13 protein-coding genes are annotated in these 17,025 nt (G+C 70.2%); 9 read left to right on the top strand and 4 right to left on the bottom strand.

All coding sequences use genetic code 11. The annotated features are described in order from the left end of the window. Positions 1 to 2: 2 nt before the first annotated feature. From ACSFA5_RS23850 to ACSFA5_RS23835, 4 genes are all read right to left on the bottom strand, one after another. Positions 3 to 1,346 carry a BCD family MFS transporter gene (locus tag ACSFA5_RS23850; protein ID WP_435446511.1) on the bottom strand — a complete coding sequence of 448 codons (1,344 nt, stop codon included), beginning with the start codon at positions 1,344 to 1,346 and terminating at the stop codon, positions 3 to 5. Beyond that, the gene (chlG, locus tag ACSFA5_RS23845; RefSeq protein WP_435446510.1) at positions 1,343 to 2,227 is read right to left on the bottom strand and encodes a chlorophyll synthase ChlG; all 885 of its coding nucleotides are present in this window, start codon (positions 2,225 to 2,227) and stop codon (positions 1,343 to 1,345) included. Before chlG ends, ACSFA5_RS23850 begins: the two co-directional genes overlap by 4 nt. A 76-nt stretch (positions 2,228 to 2,303) precedes the next feature. Then, entirely contained in the window at positions 2,304 to 3,743 is a 1,440-nt protein-coding gene (gene ppsR, locus ACSFA5_RS23840; protein ID WP_435446509.1) for a transcriptional regulator PpsR, read from the bottom strand. A gap of 60 nt (positions 3,744 to 3,803) precedes the next feature. After that, a complete protein-coding gene (locus ACSFA5_RS23835) occupies positions 3,804 to 4,970 on the bottom strand; it encodes a cobalamin B12-binding domain-containing protein (protein ID WP_435446508.1) in 1,167 nt (388 codons plus the stop codon). A gap of 122 nt (positions 4,971 to 5,092) precedes the next feature. On the opposite strand from ACSFA5_RS23835, the gene bchF reads away from it, so the two are divergent. Genes bchF through puhB form a run of 9 tightly spaced genes read left to right on the top strand, consistent with a single transcriptional unit; the run spans position 5,093 to position 17,022 of the window. Beyond that, the gene (bchF, locus tag ACSFA5_RS23830; RefSeq protein WP_435446507.1) at positions 5,093 to 5,650 is read left to right on the top strand and encodes a 2-vinyl bacteriochlorophyllide hydratase; all 558 of its coding nucleotides are present in this window, start codon (positions 5,093 to 5,095) and stop codon (positions 5,648 to 5,650) included. Further along, positions 5,647 to 6,948: a ferredoxin:protochlorophyllide reductase (ATP-dependent) subunit N gene (locus ACSFA5_RS23825; RefSeq protein WP_435446506.1), complete on the top strand. Its 1,302-nt coding sequence runs from the start codon at positions 5,647 to 5,649 to the stop codon at positions 6,946 to 6,948. The genes bchF and ACSFA5_RS23825 overlap by 4 nt, the downstream gene beginning before the upstream one ends. 38 nt (positions 6,949 to 6,986) lie before the next feature. Further along, positions 6,987 to 8,582: a ferredoxin:protochlorophyllide reductase (ATP-dependent) subunit B gene (gene bchB / locus ACSFA5_RS23820; protein WP_435446505.1), complete on the top strand. Its 1,596-nt coding sequence runs from the start codon at positions 6,987 to 6,989 to the stop codon at positions 8,580 to 8,582. Next, positions 8,554 to 12,363 carry a magnesium chelatase subunit H gene (locus ACSFA5_RS23815; protein WP_435446504.1) on the top strand — a complete coding sequence of 1,270 codons (3,810 nt, stop codon included), beginning with the start codon at positions 8,554 to 8,556 and terminating at the stop codon, positions 12,361 to 12,363. Before bchB ends, ACSFA5_RS23815 begins: the two co-directional genes overlap by 29 nt. Beyond that, positions 12,360 to 13,304, top strand: a complete 945-nt coding sequence (bchL, locus tag ACSFA5_RS23810; protein WP_435446503.1) for a ferredoxin:protochlorophyllide reductase (ATP-dependent) iron-sulfur ATP-binding protein — start codon at positions 12,360 to 12,362, stop codon at positions 13,302 to 13,304. Before ACSFA5_RS23815 ends, bchL begins: the two co-directional genes overlap by 4 nt. A 22-nt stretch (positions 13,305 to 13,326) precedes the next feature. Then, positions 13,327 to 14,049 carry a magnesium protoporphyrin IX methyltransferase gene (gene bchM / locus ACSFA5_RS23805; protein ID WP_435446502.1) on the top strand — a complete coding sequence of 241 codons (723 nt, stop codon included), beginning with the start codon at positions 13,327 to 13,329 and terminating at the stop codon, positions 14,047 to 14,049. After that, on the top strand, positions 14,046 to 15,518 hold the full coding sequence (locus ACSFA5_RS23800; RefSeq protein ID WP_435446501.1) for a BCD family MFS transporter: 1,473 nt from the start codon (positions 14,046 to 14,048) through the stop codon (positions 15,516 to 15,518). The genes bchM and ACSFA5_RS23800 overlap by 4 nt, the downstream gene beginning before the upstream one ends. Positions 15,519 to 15,562: 44 nt before the next feature. Next, positions 15,563 to 16,333 (top strand): photosynthetic reaction center subunit H, encoded by a 771-nt coding sequence (gene puhA / locus ACSFA5_RS23795; protein WP_435446500.1) that lies wholly within the window; start codon positions 15,563 to 15,565, stop codon positions 16,331 to 16,333. After that, on the top strand, positions 16,330 to 17,022 hold the full coding sequence (puhB, locus tag ACSFA5_RS23790) for a photosynthetic complex putative assembly protein PuhB (RefSeq protein WP_435446499.1): 693 nt from the start codon (positions 16,330 to 16,332) through the stop codon (positions 17,020 to 17,022). The genes puhA and puhB overlap by 4 nt, the downstream gene beginning before the upstream one ends. The last annotated feature ends 3 nt before the right edge of the window (positions 17,023 to 17,025 follow it).

Below are 17,025 nucleotides of genomic sequence, written 5' to 3'. Positions count from 1 at the left end.
CATCACCTCGTTTTCAGGCCCGCCTCGACCACACCATGGGACACGGGCCGGGCGGTGGGCTCGCGTTGGACTTTTCCGGCCAGTACAGCCGCGAGCACGAACAGCACCGCCTCGGCCGCGAAGACCGCGGCATACGCCAGGCCCGGCGTGCCGATGAAGACCCGCGCCAGGTCACTTGCTGCCGTGCCCAGCAGGCCGCCGAGCCCGAAGGCCACCGCCTGCGCCGCGCCCCACAGGCCCATGCGCACGCCTTCGCGCGAGGCGCGGCCTTCGCCGGCGAGCGACATCATCGCGGCGATGGCCGCGATGGAGAACGCACCGTTGGCCACGCCCAGCACGAACACGTTGGTCTTGAACGGCCATGCCGTGCCGACGATGCCCGCCGCCACCAGCCCGAGCAGCGCCACGGCCGACACCAGGCAGCCGCCGACCTGCCAGGCGCGCAGCGACCCGAAGCGCCGTGCATTGCGTCCACGTCCGGCCAGCGCGGCGGCCACCATGCCCAGCAGCACGCCCGCATGCTGGGTGCCCGACAGGCGCGTCGACTCGCCCGGCGTGAAGCCCAGCGCCGAGCCCGCGAAGGGCTCCAGGATCAGGTCCTGCGCGCTGTAGGCAAGCATCGAGATGAAGACGAAGAGCGTGAAGCGGCGAGCGGCCGGCTCGGCCCAGACCTGGGCCAGCGCCTCGCGAAACCGGGCGCCGGCCGGTGCCGCCCTCGCCGTGTCGGCCTCCGGGCCCGTACCAGCGCCCTTGCCTTCGAGGCCGGCCATCGCCACGCAGGTCAGCACGAAGGCCACGACCGACACCGCCGCGCTGACCGCCATCAGCCGCGAGGGCGAGAACGGGTCGAGCAGCGAACCGGCCACGCCCGCGGTGACCGCGAAGCCGGCGATCATCATGAGCCACACCGTGGTCGCCGCCGACGCACGCTGCGACCCCTCGACGCGCTGCGCCAGCAGCACCAGCAGCGAGGTTCCGGCCGCGCTCACGCCGATGCCCAGCACCGCGAAGGACAGCACCGCGGCGACGATCCCCGCGACCGGATGGCTCGCCATCGAGGCCGTGGCGCAGGCCGCGCCGAAACCGCCAGCCGCCAGCATCGCCATGCCGCCCACGATCCAGGGTGTACGCCGCCGCCCGCTGTCCGAGCCGTGGCCCATGCGCGGGCGCAGCACCTGCACCAGGTAGTGCATCGCCACCAGGGCGCCGGGCAAAAGCGCCGGCAGGGCCAGCTCGACCACCATCACCCGATTGAGCGTCGAGGTGGTCAGCACCACCACCGCGCCCAGCGAGGCCTGCACCAGCCCCAGCCGCAGGATCGCCGGCCAGCCGAAGTCCGCTTTCATGGGGTGCTCCCGGCGCCGCGAAGCGCGAAGGCGCTGATCATCATGCCGCTCACGAAGACCGGCACGCCGAAACCGCTGTACCAGCGCGCCCGCGCGCCCACGTCCTGCAGAAAATGGTCCATCAGCACCAGCTGAAGCATCACGAGCAGCCCGATGACCACCGCATGCGCGGGCCGGTGCCAGTGCACCAGCAGCAGCACCACCGCCCATTGCGGCAGCGCCATGAACCAGCAGGCCACGCGCCCCGCGCGCTGCGCGCCCAGCTGCACCGGCAGCGAGCGCACGCCCATCTGCCGGTCGCCCTCGATCGCCTTGAAGTCATTGAGCGTCATGATCCCGTGCGCGCCGATGCTGAACAGCAGGGCCAGCCACAGCGAGCGGCTGCCGGGCATGGCGCCGCCGGCCATGACCGCCGCGCCGGTGACCCAGGCCAGGCCCTCGTAGCACAGGCCGCAGGCCGCATTGCCCCACCAGCCGTTCTGCTTGAGCCGCAACGGCGGCGCGCTGTAGGCCCAGGCGAGCGCAAGGCCGACCACCGCCGCCACGAAGGCCCATCGGCCCAGGAGCGACGCCCAGGCCAGCGACAGCAGCGTCCAGCCGATGGCCACGAACAGGCCCCAGCGGCCCGGCATGCGGCCCGAGGGAATCGGGCGCTGCGGCTCGTTGATCGCGTCCACATGCCGGTCGAACCAGTCGTTGACCGCCTGGCTGCTCGCGCACACCAGCGGGCCGGCCAGCACGATGCCCATGAGTGCGACGGTCCAGCGTCCATCGAGGCTTGCGCCCGAGGCGATCACGCCGCAGGCGAAGGCCCACATCGGCGGAAACCAGGTGATCGGCTTGAGCAGCTCGGTGACCGCGGACAGCGCTGGGCGGGGCATGCCGACAAGTGTCCAGCCTGACGCACCAGACTGTCAACTGCGATTTACACTCGCAGTCATTCCACTACGGGTCGCGCTACTGCTTCTCGCTCTCCGGAGAGAGTTCGCCCAGGCCATAGCGGCGCAGCTTCACGTACAGGCTCTGGCGCGAGACGCCGAGCATCTCGGCCGCCGCGGCGCGATTGTCGCGAGTGAGGTCCAGCGCGGCCTCGATGCACAGCTGCTCTATGAGGTCGGTGGTCTCGCCCACGATGTCCTTCATCGACATGCGTCCGACCAGCTCGGACAGCTGCCCGGCCGAGTGCGGCAGCTCCTTGGCCGCGCGCGCATCGGTGCCCTGGCGGCGGCTCACGTCGCGAATGGTGAAGCCCAGGTAGGCCTCGTCGCTGTCGCGCACCAGCGTGGCGGAGATCTCCACGTTGGACACCAGCCCGTGCTCGCAGCGCAGGCTGGTGGGGAAAAGACGCAGCGACCCGCGCTGGCGCAGCGTGGATATCAGCACGCTGAGCTCGACGCCGGTGCGCCCGATCCAGCGGCCCAGCGACTCGCCGCGCACCTGCTCCTCGTTGGCCAGCTGCACCACTTCGACGAAGGCCTCGTTGGCCGATATCACCTGTCCGTTGATGTCGGTGACCACGATGCAGTCGGGCGCGCTCTGCACGATCTTGAGGAGCACCGCGTTGGCGTTGGCCCGGTCGGGCGAGACCACCTCCGCGGCCACGCGCGAAAGGCGCACCACCATCAGCACGCCGTTCTCCTGGCGAAAGACCGAGCCCGAGACGGTGACTTCGCCGCCGCCGTCGGCCACATGCGCCTGGATGTCCTCGGCCCGGCCCGCCGTGCGCAGCGCCGCGACCATCGACTGCACCGCCGCGTTGCTGCGCGCGTCCAGACCGGCGGGGAAAGTGGCGCCTACCAGCCGGCGCACGTTGTCGCCGAAGAGCTGCACGGCGGCGGGGTTGGCCTCGACGATCTTCTGCGTGGCGACATCGACGATGAGCACCGCATCCGACACCGTCTGGAACAGCTGCCGGTAGCGCGACTGCGCATCGCGCAGCTTCCAATGGTCGTGCAGGTTTTCCTGCTGGGCATCGACCACGCTTTGCTGCAGCGCCGTCATGCCGCGAAGGTCGCGGCCGAAAACGACAGTTCGGCCAATGTCGCGGTAGCGCGCCTTGGCGCGCAGCCGGATGGCCGTGGTGCTCAGCTGGAAGTGGGCGCCCTTGACGTTTTCGCAAATGAGCTGCCGCCATTCGAGGGGCTCTTGGGCCGCGGCATTGCGAAGCAACCACTCGGCGTTCGCACGGGAATCTTTGGCGACGCTGTCGACCCAGGGCTTTCCTATCCAGTTCTCGCAGCCCTGGTCATCCAGGCTGTTGCCGCCCAGTGCCACATCGCGGACCACACCGTCCGCATCGAGGATCAGCACCACATCGGAAGGCGCGGCGATCAGTTCCCCGATCAGTCCGGGTGGCAGGTCGCCCAGGTGCCTGGCGTGAGCCGCAAAACTCTTCATGGCTGAAAAGCAGTTCTCGCATCGTTCTTCAAGGATGACCTTCTGGTTCAGGCGCGGTTGTCAGTGGCTGTGCGGACGCGATGCAATCAGTCGTTCGGCATGGACAGGGGCCTTTTTCCCGTCGAGCCCGCATGCGTCGGCGCCCACGAACTTTACACGCTCGGGATGCCCAGCAAAGATCGGGCCACCCACCATCACGCATACGTCCTTGTTGCGCGAAACCTGCCGCACGTCGAGGATGGTGCGGCGCAGCAGCTGCAGCCGCGTCTCGCTGCCGGCGGCCAGGCCGATCACGTCGAACCATTCGGCGTGCGCCAGCTCCACGGCGTTGTTGTCCAGCGGCGCATGGCCGCGGTCTACCTCCCAGCCCGCATGATGGAAGAACTCGGCCACCATCGACAGGCCGAAGGTCTGCTGCTCGCCGCAGGCCGGCAGCAGCAACACACGCCTGGCGTTGCCGCGGAAGGGCCGCTGGCCGCCGTCGGTACCGTTCAGCGAAGGACTCAGCTCGTGCAGCAGTTGCTGCAGACGCGCCAGGCCGAGCGTGACATGCGTGAAGTCGCACAAGTCCTGTGTCCACAGGTAGTTCAGGTGCTGCGCCGCCGGCGCCAGCAGGTCGAGGTAAATGGTTTCGACCGACATGCCGCGCTGCCCGAGCAGGTCGACGAAAACCTGCGCCGGAGGGTGTTCGCGGGCCAGCACCAGCTGCACGAAATCCTCGACGTCGCGGGCAGTGGGCCGGTGGCCGGTGCTCTCGTCGGGCGGGCTGGACGGGGCCGGAACCCGATGCACGTCCACCAGCCGGGGAATGATGTCGAACTCAAGGGTGCGGGTGAGCCTCGTCTGCCGGTCGCTCATGGCGACCCGGTCGTTCGGCGCCCGGCTCCAGGGCGGCGGTGATGCGTCCGATGCCCAATCGGGTGCCGCTTCCGGCGGCTGAATCGAACCATCGAGATCCAGAGCTTGTCGAGCCAGTCGAGGCATGGCTTGTCTCCTGGTGGGGTTGTCTCTTCGCGATGTTGTTTTTGACGGCAATTCCGGCGACGGATCATGACGCAGGAAAGCCGCGCTGTCGACTCTCTGCTCCAGCACGCCCACTTGCGGCTTGCGGCGCCGGGCTTCGGCGCTCCCCGGTCCGAAAAGCAGCAGCACGTTGCTCGCCCGCGGCGCCTCCCCGCGGCCTGCGGCGGGCTTGGGTGCTGGAGCGATGTCGCGGGGATGCTTCATGGCGGCGTGTTGTCTGACAGGCATGTCGTCGACGCGATGATTCCGCGGCACGGGCGTACTGTCAATTTTTATTTACGTCCAATATAGTTGACACACCGAACGCGCCGATCTAGATTGGCCGCATGCGCAACCAGACATCTCCGACGGGCTTCAGCCGCGACGCGTTGCGTGCATCGAGGCGGCCGCTCTACACGCCGGACGAGCGCCGCCGCCGCGATACATCGGGCTGGACGCTGGTGCAGGGCGTGCTGGCCCCGGTGCAGTTCCTGGTCTTCGCGGTCAGCCTCGTGCTGGTGCTGCGCTACCTGTGGACCGGCCAGGGCCACACGGCCGCGGTGATTTCGGTGGTGGTCAAGACGCTGGCGCTCTACGCCATCATGGTGACCGGCGCCATCTGGGAGAAGGTGGTGTTCGGCAGGTACCTGTTCGCGCCGGCCTTCTACTGGGAGGACGTGTTCAGCATGCTGGTGCTGGCCCTGCACACCGCCTACCTCGCGGCGCTGGCCACCGGCGCGCTGGGCGACCGGCCGCTCATGTACCTGGCGCTCGCGGCCTACGCGTCCTATGTGGTCAACGCCGCGCAGTTCGTCCGCAAGCTGCGCGCCGCCCGGCAGGACATGGCGCGGCAGGACATGGAACCGCAGGCCGGCCCTTCGCACACTGGCGGAGCGGTGGCATGAACGCCGTCGCCAGCGCCGTCATTCCGATCCGCGAACAGCCGCGCGCCGCCGGCTGCGAAGACGCGCCGGTGCTGCGCGAGCGCGGCCAGCGCGAGGTGTTCTGCGGCCTCACCGGCATCATCTGGCTGCACCGCAAGGTGCAGGACGCGTTCTTCCTGGTGGTGGGCTCGCGCACCTGCGCGCACCTGATCCAGTCGGCCGCGGGCGTGATGATCTTCGCCGAGCCCCGCTTCGCCACCGCGATCATCGACGAGCGCGACCTCTCGGGCCTGGCCGACGTCAACGACGAGCTCGACCGCGTCGTCACCCGCCTGCTTGCGCGCCGCCCGGAGATCCGGCTGCTGTTCCTGGTGGGCTCCTGCCCCTCGGAGGTGATCAAGCTCGACCTGTCTCGCGCGGCCTCGCGGCTCTCCAAGGCGCATTCGCCGCAGGTGCGGGTTCTCAACTATTCGGGCAGCGGCATCGAGACCACCTTCACCCAGGGCGAGGATGCGTGCCTGGCCTCGATGGTGCCGGTGCTGCCGCCCCGGCCCGCGCAGGCGCCGCCCGAACTGCTGGTGGTCGGCACGCTGGCCGACGTGGTCGAAGACCAGTTCGCGCGCCTCCTCTCGCAGATGGGCATCGCCGCGCGCTTCTTTCCGCCGCGGCGCGCCAACGCCCTGCCCGAGGTCGGGCCGGGCACGCGCTTCCTGCTGGCCCAGCCCTTCCTGGCGGGCACCGCGCGTGCCCTCGAAGAGCGCGGCGCCACCCGGATCGCGGCGCCCTTCCCGCTGGGCGTGGAAGGCACGACGCGCTGGCTGGGCGCCGCCGCCGAAGCCTTCGGCATCGCCCAGGCCGACTTCGAGCGTGTGACCGCCCCGGCCCGCGAGCGCGCCTCGCAAGCGCTGGCCCGGCACCGGCTGCAGCTGGCAGGCAAGCGCGTCTTCTTCTTTCCCGATTCGCAGCTGGAGATTCCGATCGCACGCTTCCTCTCGCGCGAGATGGGCATGACGCTGACCGAGGTCGGCACGCCCTACCTGCACCGCCAGCACCTCGCAGAGGAGCTCGCGCTGCTGCCCGAAGGAACCTCGCTGTCCGAGGGCCAGGATGTCGATCGCCAACTGGAACGCTGCCGGGCCTTGCGGCCCGACATCGTGGTCTGCGGGCTCGGCCTGGCCAATCCGCTGGAGGCCGAGGGGCTGACCACCAAGTGGTCGATCGAGCTGGTCTTCACGCCGCTGCAGGGCTACGAGCAGGCGGGCGACCTGGCCGAGCTGTTCACGCGTCCGCTGGTGCGGCGGCTACGGCTGGCCGCCTGAACAACGAGAAAAAGAAGAACAGACAAGGCGCCAAGACCATGCAGCTCACGCTCTGGACCTACGAAGGACCGCCGCACGTCGGTGCGATGCGCGTGGCCACCGCCATGACCGACGTGCACTACGTGCTGCACGCGCCGCAGGGCGACACCTATGCGGACCTGCTGTTCACGATGATCGAGCGCCTGCCGCGCCGCCCGCCGGTCACCTACACCACCTTCCAGGCCCGCGACCTGGGCGGCGACACGGCGGAGCTCTTCCAGCGCGCCGCGCGCGAGGCCTTCGAGCGCTTCAGGCCGGCCGCGATGATGGTCGGTGCCTCGTGCACGGCCGAGCTGATCCAGGACGACCCAGGCGGCCTGGCCCGCGCGCTGAACCTGCCGATCCCGGTGGTCGCCCTGGAGCTGCCGTCGTACCAGCGCAAGGAGAACTGGGGCGCGAGCGAAACCTTCTACCAGCTGGTGCGGACACTGGCCGGCCCGCAGGTGTCGCCGCCCGGCACGGTGCGGGCGCCGCGACCGGCGGGGCAGCGGCCCCGCTGCAACCTGCTGGGCGCCACCGCGCTGGGCTTTCGGCACCGCGACGACGTGCACGAGATCAGCGGCCTGCTGCACGGCCTGGGCATCGACATCCATGTGGTCGCGCCGCTGCAGGCCGGCGCCGCCGACCTGGCCCGCCTGGGCGAGGCCGACTTCAACGTGGTGCTCTACCCCGAGATCGCCAACCTCACCGCCCAGTGGCTGCAACGCAGCTTCGGCCAGCCCTGCACGAAGACCGTGCCCATCGGCAGCGGTGCCACCCGCGACTTCATCGCCGAAGTCGCCGGGCTCGCGGGCATCGACGCGGCCCGGGCACAATGCGACGCCGCCGCGCGCGCGCCCTGGTATGCGCGCTCGGTCGATGCAACGTACCTCACCGGCAAGCGCGTCTTCATCTTCGGCGATGCCACCCACGCGGTGGCGGCGGCCCGCGTGGCGGCCACCGAGCTGGGCTTCACCGTGGTGGGCCTGGGCACCTACAGCCGCGAATTCGCCCGCGAGGTGCGCGAAGCCGCGCGGCTGTACGAGGTGACGCCGCTGATCAGCGACGACTACCTGGAGATCGAGGCCGCCATTGCGGCGGTGCAGCCCGACCTGGTGCTGGGCACGCAGATGGAGCGCCACATCGCCAAGCGCCTGGGCGTGCCCTGTGCGGTGATCTCGGCGCCGGTGCACGTGCAGGACTACCCGGCGCGCTACTCGCCGCAGATGGGTTTCGAGGGCGCCAACGTGCTGTTCGACACCTGGGTCCATCCGCTGATGATGGGCCTGGAGGAGCACCTCATCGGCATGTTCCGCGGCGACTTCGAGTTTCATGAAGATGCCGCGCCTTCGCACCTGGGCCATGCGACGGTCGCAGTCGCAGTCTCAGTCGCAGCACCCGCCGCTGTGGCCGCGGTGGAAGCCGCCGCCCCGCAGGCAGCAGCGGCCGAGCACGCCGCCGCCTGGGCCTCGGAGGCCGAGCAGGAGCTGCGCAAGATCCCGTTCTTCGTGCGGGGCAAGGCGCGCAGGAACACCGAGCGCTATGCGCTGGACCGCGGAGTGCCGCTAATCACCATCGAGACCCTCTATGACGCCAAAGCCCATTTCAGCCAGTGACCGCGGCGGCACGCAAGCTGCGATGCATGTGGTCATCGTGACCATGGACAGCCACCTGGCCAGCGCCACCGAACGCGCCTGGCGCGGCCTGCGCAAGACGCTGCCCGCGCTCAGGCTCACCGTGCACGCCGCGGCCGAATGGGGCGACCGGCCCGAGGCTCTCGCACGCTGCCAGGCCGACATCGCGCAGGGCGACATCGTCATTGCGACCATGCTCTTCATGGAAGACCACTTCCTGCCGGTGCTGCCCGCCCTGCAGGCGCGGCGCGACAGCTGCGACGCCATGGTCTGCGCCATGTCGGCGTCGGAGGTCACCAAGCTCACCCGCATGGGCAAGTTCGACATGTCGGCCCCCGAGACCGGCGCGCTTGCCTTCCTCAAGCGGCTGCGCGGCAAGCCGGCCGAGGGCGCCGACGCCGCCAGCCGCACCACCGCCGGCGCGCGCCAGATGAAAACGCTGCGCCGGCTGCCCAAGATCCTTCGCTTCATTCCCGGCACCGCGCAGGACGTGCGGGCCTACTTCCTCACGCTGCAGTACTGGCTCGCGGGCTCGGAGGACAACATCGCGAACATGGTGCACTTCCTGGTGGACCGCTATGCCGAAGGCCCGCGCCGCGCCATGCGCGGCATCGCCAAGACGCACGAGCCGGTGGACTACCCGGAGGTGGGCGTCTACCACCCGCGCATGAAGCAGCGCCTGGACCACAGCGTGGACGCCCTGCCGCGCGTGGCGCGCAGCGGCCAGCGCGGCACGGTCGGCCTGCTGCTCATGCGCTCCTACCTGCTCGCCGGCAACACCGACCACTACGACGGCGTGATCACCGCGCTGGAGGCCCGCGGCCTGCGCGTGATTCCGGCCTTCGCCACAGGCCTGGATTCACGCCCTGCCATCGACGCGTTCTTTCGTCACGAGGGCCGCGGCACCATCGACGCGCTGGTCTCGCTCACCGGCTTCTCGCTGGTCGGCGGGCCGGCCTACAACGACGCCCGCGCGGCCGAGGACATCCTGGCCTCGCTCGACGTGCCCTACCTCTCGGTCACGCCGGTGGAGTTCCAGTCGCTGGACCAGTGGGGCGAATCGCCGCGCGGCCTGCTGCCGGTGGAAGCGACCATGATGGTTGCCATACCGGAGCTCGACGGCGCCACCGGCTCGATGGTCTTCGGCGGGCGCGGCAGCGCGGCGCACATCGCCTGCACCGGCTGCGCCCACGCCTGCACCTTCCGCAACGAGACCGGCGTGCACGACATGCACAGCTGCATCGAACGCGCGGACATGCTCGCCGCGCGCGTGGGCAAGCTGGTCGATCTGCGCCGCGCCGAGCGCGCCGAACGCAAGGTGGCGGCGGTGGTCTTCAACTTTCCGCCCAACGCGGGCAACACCGGCACGGCCGCCTTCCTGTCGGTGTTCGAGTCGCTCTTCAACACCATGCGCGCCATGCGCGACGCCGGCTACGACGTGGTGCTGCCGGCCAGCGTGGACGAGCTTCGCCAGCGCGTGATCGACGGCAACGCCTCGCGCTACGGGGCGATGGCCAACGTGCATGTGCGCATCGCGGCCGACGACCATGTGCGGCGCGAAAAGCACCTGCAGGAGATCGAGGCCCAGTGGGGCCCGGCGCCCGGCAAGCAGCAAAGCGACGGCGGCGGCATCTTCGTGCTGGGCGAGCGCTTCGGCAACCTGTTCGTGGGCATCCAGCCGGCCTTCGGCTACGAGGGCGACCCGATGCGGTTGCTGTTCGAGAAGGGCTTTGCGCCCACGCACGCCTTCTCGGCCTTCTACCGGTGGCTGCGCGAGGATTTCGGCGCGCACGCGGTGCTGCACTTCGGCACGCACGGCGCGCTCGAATTCATGCCGGGCAAGCAGAACGGCCTGTCGGCCGGCTGCTGGCCCGACCGGCTCATCGGCGATCTGCCCAACTTCTACCTCTACGCCTCGAACAACCCTTCGGAAGGCACCATCGCCAAGCGCCGCGCGGCCGCCACGCTCATCAGCTACCTCACGCCGCCGGTGGCCGCCGCCGGCCTGTACAAGGGCCTGGTCGAACTCAAGAACATGCTGGAGCGCTTTCGCGGACTGGAAAGCAGCGAGGGCGAAGGCGAGGAGCTGGCCCGCATGATCCAGTCGAATGCGGCCGTGCTCGAACTGGCCGCAGCCGAGCCGCCCTGGGGCGAGGACACGCCGGCGCGCATCGTCGCGCTCAATCAGGCGGTGCTGGAGCTGGAGTACACGCTCATTCCCTGCGGCCTGCATGTGGTGGGCGAGGCGCCGAACCCGGAGGAACGCACCGACCTGCTGATGTCGCTGGCCGAGGCCTCGCACGGCATGCGGCCGCCGCGCGCCGTGGTCGAGGCGATCGTCGCGGGCCGCACGCCCGAGGAAGCGCTCGCCGGATGCGAGACCGAGGCCGAGGCCGGCCCCGCCCTGTTGCCCCTCTTGAACGAGCTTGCCAGGCTGGACCCGCTGCTGGCCACCGACCACGAGATCGACGGCATCCTGCGTGCGCTCGACGGCCGGTTCCTGCGCCCGGCGGCCGGCGGCGACCTGCTGCGCACCCCGTCGATCCTGCCGACCGGCCGCAACCTGCACGGCTTCGACCCCTTCCGCATTCCCAGCGCCTACGCGGTGACGGATGGCGCGCGCCAGGCGGCGCGGCTGCTGGAGCGGCACATGGCCGACGGCAACGCCTTTCCGGAATCGATCGCGCTGGTGCTGTGGGGCACCGACAACCTGAAGACCGAGGGCGCACCCATCGGCCAGGCGCTGGCGCTGATGGGCGCGCGCCCGCGCTTCGACGGCTACGGCCGGCTGGCCGGCGGCGAGCTGATGACGCTGGCCGAGCTCGGACGCCCGCGGGTGGATGTGGTGATCACGCTGTCCGGCATCTTCCGCGACCTGCTGCCGCTGCAGATCAAGCTGCTGGCCGAGGTGGCCTTCCTGGCCGCGAGCGCGGACGAGCCGCCCACGCACAACTTCATCCGCAAGCACGCGCTGGCCTACCAGGCCGAGCACGGCGGCGACCTGGAGACCGCGTCGCTGCGCGTCTTCGGCAACGCCGAGGGCGCCTACGGCGCCAACGTGAACAGCCTGATCGACAACCGCCGCTGGGACGACGCCGACGAGATCGCCGAGACCTACAGCCGCCGCAAGGGCTTCGCCTACGGCCGGGCCGGCCGGCCGGTGCAGCAGGCGCAGCTGCTGCGCAGCGTGCTGTCGGGCGTGGAGCTGGCCTACCAGAACCTGGATTCGGTCGAGCTGGGCGTGACCACCATCGACACCTACTTCGACACGCTGGGCGGCATCAGCCGCGCGATCAAGCGGGCCAAGGGCGCGGACGCCGCCATGGCGCCGGTCTACATCGGCGACCAGACGCAGGACGGCGGCAGCGGCACCGTGCGCACGCTGAGCGAGCAGGTGGCGCTGGAAACCCGCACCCGCATGCTCAACCCCAAGTGGTACGAAGGCATGCTCAAGCACGGCTACGAGGGCGTGCGGCAGCTGGAGGTGCACGTGACCAACACCATGGGCTGGTCGGCAACGACCAGCCAGGTGCAGCCCTGGGTGTACCAGCAGCTGAGCGAGACCTTCGTGCTCGACCCCGCGATGCGCTCGCGCATCGCCGAACTCAACCCGAGCGCGTCGGCCCGCGTCGCCAGCCGGCTGCTGGAAGCGTCGGAGCGGCATTTCTGGAAACCGGACGACACCATGCTCGAGGCGCTGCGCCGCGCGGGCGAGGAACTCGAGGACCGGCTCGAAGGTGTCTACGAAGGAAGCCCTGCATGAATACCGTCACCGTGCCTTTCCCCGACATCAAGAAGCCGGGGCCACGACCGCAGCCGCTGTCGCCTTCAACGTCTTCCCGCAGCGACGGCGAGGGCAGCGTGCAGGTGCAGCTGGACCCCGACCTGAAGATCGGCAATGCCAAGGTCTTCGCGATCTACGGCAAGGGCGGCATCGGCAAGAGCACCACCTCCAGCAACCTGTCGGTGGCGTTCTCGCGGCTGGGCAAGCGGGTGCTGCAGATCGGCTGCGACCCCAAGCACGACTCCACCTTCACGCTCACCAAGAAGCTCATGCCCACCGTCATCGACGTGCTCGAGTCGGTCGACTTCCACCCCGAGGAACTGCGCGTGGAGGACTTCGTCTTTCCCGGCTACAACGGCGTGATGTGCGTGGAGGCCGGCGGGCCGCCCGCGGGCACCGGCTGCGGCGGCTACGTGGTGGGGCAGACCGTCAAGCTGCTCAAGGAGCACCACCTGCTGGACGAGACCGACGTGGTCATCTTCGACGTGCTGGGCGACGTGGTCTGCGGCGGTTTTGCCGCGCCGCTGCAGCATGCCGACCGCGCGCTCATCGTGACGGCCAACGACTTCGACTCGATCTTCGCGATGAACCGCATCGTGCAGGCCATCGGCGCCAAGGCCAAGAACTACAACGTGCGCCTGGGCGGCGTGATCGCCAACCGCAGCAAGGACACCGACCAGATCGACAAGTTCAACGCGCAGATCGGCCTGCGGCTGATGGCGCACTTTCCCGACCTGGACGTGATCCGCCGCAGCCGGCTGAAGAAATCCACGCTGTTCGAGATGGAGTATTCGCCCGAGCTGGAGGCGGTGCAGAACGAATACATGCGGCTGGCCGCTGCGCTCTGGCTGGGCTCGGAGCCCCTGAACGCGGTGCCCATGAAGGACCGCGACATCTTCGATCTGCTGGGCTTCGACTGAAGCGCGAAGGAAACCACACGCCATGGCACACGTCAGCTACCTGCAAAGACGCGGCGAGATCGAAACCTACTTCGACCGCACCGCCGCCCAGGCCTGGGCACGGCTCACCTCGGACGCGCCGGTCGGGCGCATCCGCGCCAGCGTGCGCGCCGGGCGCGACCGCATGCGCCAAACCCTGCTCGACTGGCTGCCCGCGGACCTGCACGGCATGCGGCTGCTCGATGCGGGCTGCGGCACCGGCGCGCTGGCAGTGGAGGCCGCACGGCGCGGCGCCCACGTGGTGGCGATCGACCTGTCGCCCACGCTGGTGGCGCTGGCGCGGGAGCGCCAACCGGCGGAGCTGATCGACGGCACGGGCGCCGAGGGCGCGGGCCGCATCGACTTCCGTGCGGGCGACATGCTCGACCCGGCGCTGGGCCGCTTCGACTACATCGTGGGCATGGACTCGCTCATCCACTACCGCACGCCCGACGCGGTGCAGGTGCTGGCGGGCCTGGCGCAACGGGCCGACCGCGCGGTGCTTTTCACCTTCGCGCCCAGCAATCCGGCGCTGGTCGCGTTCCGCGCGGCGGGCCGGCTGTTTCCGCGCGGCAACCGCGCGCCGTGGATCGAGCCGGTGGCCGAAAAATCGCTGCACCGCCTGATCGCCACCGAGCCCCTGCTGGCCCCCTGGCATCGCGGCCGCACGCAGCGCGTGGCCAGCGGCTTCTACACGTCGCAGGCCCTGGAGATGGTGCGCGCATGAACACGATCACCCGCCTGAACGACCGCGTGGCCAGCAAGTGGAGCCTGATCGCCACGCGCTTCCTGCCCTTCGCCGACGTGGCCACGCGCGAGCTGCCGCTGGGCCGGCTGCTGCGGCTGTCGCTGTTCCAGGTGACGGTGGGCATGGCGCTCGCGCTGCTCAACGGCACGCTGAACCGGGTGATGATCGTGGAGCTCAACGTGCCCGCATGGCTGGTGTCCACCATGATCGCGCTGCCGCTGGTCTTCGCGCCGATGCGGGCGCTGGTGGGCTTCCGGTCCGACCACCACCGCTCGGCCCTCGGCTGGAAGCGCGTGCCCTACATCTGGATGGGCACGCTCATGCAGTTCGGCGGGCTGGCGATCATGCCGTTCGCGCTGATCGTGCTGTCGGGCGACACCAACGGGCCGGTGATCTACGGACAGATCGGCGCGGCCATCGCTTTCCTGCTGGTCGGCGCGGGCCTGCACACCACCCAGACCGGCGGCCTCGCCCTGGCCACCGACCTGGCCACGCCGGAGAACCGGCCGCGCGTGGTGGCGCTGCTCTACGTGATGCTGCTGGTGGGAACGATGGTGAGCGCCCTGGGCTTCGGCGCCCTGCTGCAGGAGTTCAAGCAGGTCAAGCTGATCCAGGTCATCCAGGGCGCGGCGCTGCTCACCATGGTGCTGAACCTCATCGCGCTGTGGAAGCAGGAGGCGCGCGTGCCCTCGCGCACCGCCGCGACGCCGGGCGAGCCGCGGCCTTCGTTCCGGGCCTCGTGGCGTGCCTTCGTGCAGGGCGGGCGTTCGGCGCGCCTGCTGGTCGCTGTGGGCCTGGGGAGCGCCGGCTTCAGCATGCAGGACGTGCTGCTGGAGCCCTACGGCGGCGAGATCATGCACATGGCGGTGGCGTCGACCACGCAGCTCACCGCCATGATCGCCTGCGGCGCGCTGGCGGCCTTCGTGCTGGCCGCGCGCTGGTTCCACCACGGCGGCGAGCCGCACCGGCTGGCCTCCATCGGCGTGGTGGTCGGCATCTTCGCCTTCGCGGCGGTGGTGTTTGCCGACCCGGTGGGCTCGCAGCTGATGTTCCGCATCGGCGCGCTCCTGATCGGCTTCGGCGGCGGCCTGTTCTCGGTGGCCACGCTCACCGCGGCCATGGGCCACGACACGGGCGCGCGCAACGGCCTGGCGCTGGGCGCATGGGGCGCGGTGCAGGCCTCGGCCGGCGGCCTGGCGATCGGGCTGGGCGGCTGGCTGCGCGACGGCATCACCTACCTGGCTTCGCACGGCACCCTGGGCACTGTGATGTCGGCGCCGTCCATCGGCTACAGCGTCGTCTACTACATCGAGATCGTGCTGCTGTTCGCGACGCTCGTGGCGATCGGCCCGCTGGTGCGCACGCCTCGCAACCAGCGACCGCCCGCTGCGGACGCGGACGCCGCCAACAGGCCGGGCAAGTTCGGCCTGACCGAGTTTCCGGGCTGACGGCAAGGCGCCGGGCCACGCCCCCCACACGAAGGAGATACACCATGGGAAACGGAGCCATCACCAACTACATCGACGTCGCGCAGATCGTGCTCTACATGTTCTGGGTCTTCTTCGCGGGTCTCATCTACTACCTTCACCGGGAGAACAAGCGGGAGGGCTATCCGCTGGAGAACGACCGCTCCAGGCACATCGACGTACAGGGCTTTCCGGCCGTGCCGAGCCCCAAGACCTTCCTGCTGCGCGACGGCCGCACGGTGCAGGCGCCCAACCGGCTGCGCGAAGAGCGCGCGCTGGCGGCCGAGCCCCTCGGCGCCTGGCAGGGCGCGCCGCTGGAGCCCACCGGCAACCCGATGCGCGACGGCATCGGCCCGGGCGCCTGGGCGCAGCGCGCCGACATCGCCGACACCACCATCGACGGCGAGCTGCGCATCGTGCCGCTGCGCCACGCGCCCGGCTTCGGCCTGTCGAAGAAAGACCCCAACCCCGTGGGCATGCCGGTCTTCGCCGCCGACGGCCTGGTGGGCGGCGACGTGATCGACCTGTGGGTGGACCGCGCCGAGGCCGTCTTCCGTTACCTGGAGCTCGAGGTGCCGACCGAGGCCGGGCCGCGGCGCGTGCTGTTGCCGATGAACTTCGCGAAGGTCGAGAAACACCGGGTGCGGGTGCGCTCCATTCTCAGCACCCAGTTCGCCTTCGTGCCCGGCACGCGGCTGCCCGAACAGATCACGCTGCTCGAGGAAGACAAGGTGATGGCGTACTACGGCGGCGGCACGCTCTACGCGACGCCGCAACGCCAGGAGCCGCTGCTGTGAAGGCCGCCAACTTCACGCCGCCCGGCGACGACCACGACTTCGAGCCGGCCTACGGCCTGCCCGAGATATTGCCGGCACGCGAACGCATGCTCTGGCAAGGCTCGCCCGACTGGAAGCGCATGACGCGCAGCGCGCTGCACGTACGCGGGCTGGCGGTGTACTTCGCGGTGCTCATCGCCTGGCGCGGCGCCAACACCCTGGCCGGCGGCGGCGGCGCGCTCGACGCGCTGGCGGCCATGGCCTGGCTGCTGCCGCTCGCCACGCTCGCCATCGGCACGCTCGTGGGCCTGGGCTGGCTCACCGCGCGCACCAGCGTCTACACCGTCACCGACCGCCGTGTGGTCATGCGGGTGGGCATCGTGCTGACCGTGACCTTCAACCTGCCCTACAGCGCCATCGACGCGGCCTCGCTGCACCCCAACGCCGACGGCACCGGCGACATCGCACTGGCCCTGAACAACGACGCGCAGATCGCCTACGTGCATCTGTGGCCGCATGCGCGCCCCTGGCACCTGAAGCGCACCCAGCCGATGCTGCGCGCGCTGCCCCGTGCGCGGGAAGTGGCGGCGCTATTGGCCGGTGCGCTGGCGGCGTCGGCCGGCATTCCGCGCCGCGGGCTGCATGCGGTGGCGCCGGCGCCCGGCGCGCGCGAGACCGCCGAGGCCGCGCCCGAACCCATGACCGCCTGAGGA

This window comes from Variovorax monticola, from assembly GCF_051216855.1.
Lineage (GTDB): Bacteria > Pseudomonadota > Gammaproteobacteria > Burkholderiales > Burkholderiaceae_C > Variovorax.
Note: the sequence above shows the minus strand (reverse complement) of the source record. Positions and strands in the feature narration are given on the sequence as shown.